We start from the raw sequence: 3003 nt of genomic DNA, 5'->3' as shown, positions 1-3003 counted from the left end.
CCTCCACCGCTCCTGCCCCCGCCCCGGCAGCGCCCGCCGCGGCTCCCGCAGACCTGACCGCGCGCGACACCAGCGAGGACCCCCGATGACGACGCCGTCCACGCCGTACCAGCAGCCGGCGTACCAGCAGCCCCCCGCACCGCAGCAGAACGCGCAGGGCGCGCAGGGCGGCTTCTACACCTCGCCGATCCCGGTGCGCCCGGCCACCCTCGGCGACGCGATCGCCTCCGAGTGGACGAAGATCCGTTCGGTGCGCTCCACGATGTGGACGCTCGGCGTCCTGGTCGTGCTGCTGCTCGTGATCGGCCTGCTCTCGGCGATCGCGGTCGACATGTCCGACACCGATCTGGGCTCCACCCCGGTGCTCAGCCTCGGCTTCTTCGGCGTTCTGCTCGGCTCGATCTGTGTGATCACGCTCGGCGTGATGACGATCTCCTCGGAGTACGGCACCGGGATGATCCGTACGACGATGACGGCCTGCCCCAGTCCCGGCCGGGTGCTCGGCGCGAAGGCCATCGTCTTCTTCCTGCTCACCTTCGTCCTGATGACCGTGATGACCTCGGTCGTCGCGGTGCTCCAGACGAGCATCCTGGACGCCGACACACCCAGCGGCGCGGACTGGCTGCGCAGCACGGTCGGCGTCGGCCTCTACATCGCGACGCTCGGGCTGCTCTCGCTGGCGATCGGCGCGCTGGTCCGGCACTCGGCAGGTGCGATCACCGTCATGATCGGCGTGGTCCTGCTGCCGCTCGTGCTGGCGATCTTCATGTTCGCCCAGTCGCTCGCGAAGCTCCAGAAGTGGCTCCTGGAGTACTCGATCCCCAACCAGCTCAGCAATTTCTACGACACCTCGGTCACCGGTTCCGGACCGTCCGGCTGGGAACCGCTGTGGATCATGCTCGGGGTGACCGCCGTGGCCATGGGCGGCGCCTATCTCTCGATGAGCCGCCGCGACGTCTGACCGGCCGCCGCCCCGGTGCCGTCCACCGGGGGGGGAGCGTTCAGTACCGAGGCGCGTTCCTGGACCGCTGCACCCGCGTGGTGCGGCGGTCCTTCGCGTTCCAGCACGCCTTGTGCCAGTGCCTGCGGTCGTCGATCCCGCCGTACTCGGGCCAGGCCACCAGATGCGGAACGCCGGACGGGATCTCCTGGTCGCAGCCGGGGCACCGGTAGCGCTTGCCCGCCGCGCTCGCGCCGCTCACCGGGCGGACGGACCAGTCCTCGCCCTGCCACTCCTCCGCGCGCCCGCCACCCCCGTACCGGTCCCCCAGCGCGCCGGAGCTCTCGGTGGGACTCTCGCCGCCTCGGGGGCGGTTGCGGCGCGGGGACACGTGACACCTCACGGGGCAGGCTGGGCAGTTCCCGTCCAGCGTAGGGCCATTCAGCCGGGGCAGATGTCCCACACCGCGCTCCACCGGGCCCGGGACGGGACGGGTTACCGGAAAATCGCAACAGCTTCCCGCCCGACCGTGCCTTTGGCACGTGTCAGACGTTGTTGCCAACAGGGGAGAGCCGCGTCGGCCGCAAGGAGGCAATAGGCGATGCGTGTCGGAACGTTTGTACTGGCAGCCCAGTTTCCGGGGCAGGGGCCGGGCGAAGCGCTGTATCGCGCGATCCGGTCCGCCGAGGTCGCGGAGGAATCCGGACTCGACTCGGTCTGGCTGGCAGAACATCATTTCGTGCCGTACGGGGTCTGCCCGTCCGCCGTGACACTGGCCGCGCTGCTGCTCGGCCGCACCCGCAGAATCCGGGTGGGCACGGCAGTGAGCGTGCTGCCGACGCAGCATCCGGTCGCGCTCGGCGAGCAGGCCGCGCTGCTCCACCTCACCAGCGGCGGCCGATTCATCCTCGGCGTCGGCCGGGGCGGCCCCTGGATCGACCTGGAGGTGTTCGGCGGCGGCCTGGAGGCGTACGAGAAGGGCTTCCCGGAGTCCCTGGGGCTGTTGCTCGACTGGCTGCGCGAACCGCGTGTGGCGGGTCGCGGGGAGCGTTACGGCTTCCCCGAGGTCGCGGTGGTGCCCCGCGCCGACGAGCTGTTCGACGGGGAGGGCGGCGAGAACCCCGGCGGTCCCGAGGTGGTCGTCGCGTGCACCTCGCCCAAGAGCGTGCGACTCGCGGCCGGGAACGGCCTGCCGATGCTGCTCGGCATGCACTGCGGGGACGAGGAGAAGGCCGAGATGGTCGGTCTCTGGCGGACCGCCGCGCTGGCCGCGGGCCGGTCGCCGGAGAGCGTGCGGCAGGCCGGGCACGTGTCGGCGGGGGTGGCCCAGATCGCGGACCGCGCCGAGGACGCCACCGAGACGCTGGTGAAGGCGATGCCCGGCTGGCTGCGGCAGGGGCTGGACGCCCATGTGACGGTCGACGGCCGGCACCGGGTGATGCGCGACCCGGTCGGCTATACGGAGATGCTGTGCGGGATTCACCCGGTGGGCCCGCCCCGGCTCGCGGCGGACCGGCTCGCGGCCACGGCGGAGCGCACGGGCATCACCCGCTTCGCGCTCCTGGTCGAGGGTTCGGGAGATCTCGTGGCCACGGAGGAGAACGTAGCGCGACTGGGCACCGAGGTGCTGCCGCTCCTGAAATGATCCGCCGGATCCGCTGTTCCGGCGTACGAACGGGAGCTGCCGCCCCGGACCAGTGGCACCTCCCGCGGCCCGGAGCGGCAGCAAAGACGTTCAGCAGTCCCGTAGTTCGGGCGACTGGTTGAGCAACTGGCCCCTCACCGAGGTGAATCGGGCCAGCCGGTCGTCGACCGAGGCGTCCAGCGGGAACACCGCGACGCGGTGGCAGTTCTGGAATGCCAGACGCACCCCGAAGTGCCGCTGCAGCGCGCCGCGGATCGCATCACTCGCGAGCGCACGCAGCAGCTGACCACGTGCCTGCTCGTCCGGCGGCGGCGTCTGGTTGTCGGCGAACTCGCCGCCGTCGACCTTCAGCTGAGCCACCAGCGAGCTGATCATCTCCCATGCGAAGGGCAGGGAGGTCCGGACGCAGTCGACGAAG

General features: G+C 71.2%; 4 protein-coding genes. 2 read left to right on the top strand and 2 right to left on the bottom strand.

Going from position 1 to position 3003, the window contains the following annotated elements:
* Nucleotides 1-85: 85 nt before the first annotated feature.
* Nucleotides 86-961, top strand: coding sequence for an ABC transporter permease (locus J1C73_RS12940; protein ID WP_207316501.1), 876 nt, complete (start codon nucleotides 86-88; stop codon nucleotides 959-961).
* A 40-nt stretch (nucleotides 962-1001) separates the two neighbouring features.
* On the opposite strand, the gene J1C73_RS12935 is transcribed toward J1C73_RS12940, so the two are convergent.
* The gene (locus J1C73_RS12935; RefSeq protein WP_123461694.1) at nucleotides 1002-1331 is read right to left on the bottom strand and encodes an Rv1322 family protein; all 330 of its coding nucleotides are present in this window, start codon (nucleotides 1329-1331) and stop codon (nucleotides 1002-1004) included.
* Between the two features lie 210 nt (nucleotides 1332-1541).
* Here J1C73_RS12935 and J1C73_RS12930 point away from each other — a divergent pair, with 210 nt between their 5' ends.
* Nucleotides 1542-2585, top strand: coding sequence for an LLM class flavin-dependent oxidoreductase (locus tag J1C73_RS12930; RefSeq protein ID WP_124285049.1), 1044 nt, complete (start codon nucleotides 1542-1544; stop codon nucleotides 2583-2585).
* Nucleotides 2586-2675: 90 nt separating this feature from the next.
* On the opposite strand, the gene J1C73_RS12925 is transcribed toward J1C73_RS12930, so the two are convergent.
* Nucleotides 2676-3003: SCO5389 family protein (locus tag J1C73_RS12925; RefSeq protein ID WP_207316500.1), on the bottom strand; the 328-nt coding region annotated here is incomplete at its 5' end.

It is taken from the genome of Streptomyces laculatispora, assembly GCF_017353455.1.
GTDB lineage: Bacteria > Actinomycetota > Actinomycetes > Streptomycetales > Streptomycetaceae > Streptomyces > Streptomyces laculatispora.
This window is presented reverse-complemented; position numbering and strand designations above follow the sequence as displayed.

Coding starts and splice junctions, on each gene's coding strand:
- J1C73_RS12940 (WP_207316501.1), top strand. CDS start 86: ATGACGACGCCGTCCACGCCGTACCAGCAGCCGGCGTACCAGCAGCCC.
- J1C73_RS12930 (WP_124285049.1), top strand. CDS start 1,542: ATGCGTGTCGGAACGTTTGTACTGGCAGCCCAGTTTCCGGGGCAGGGG.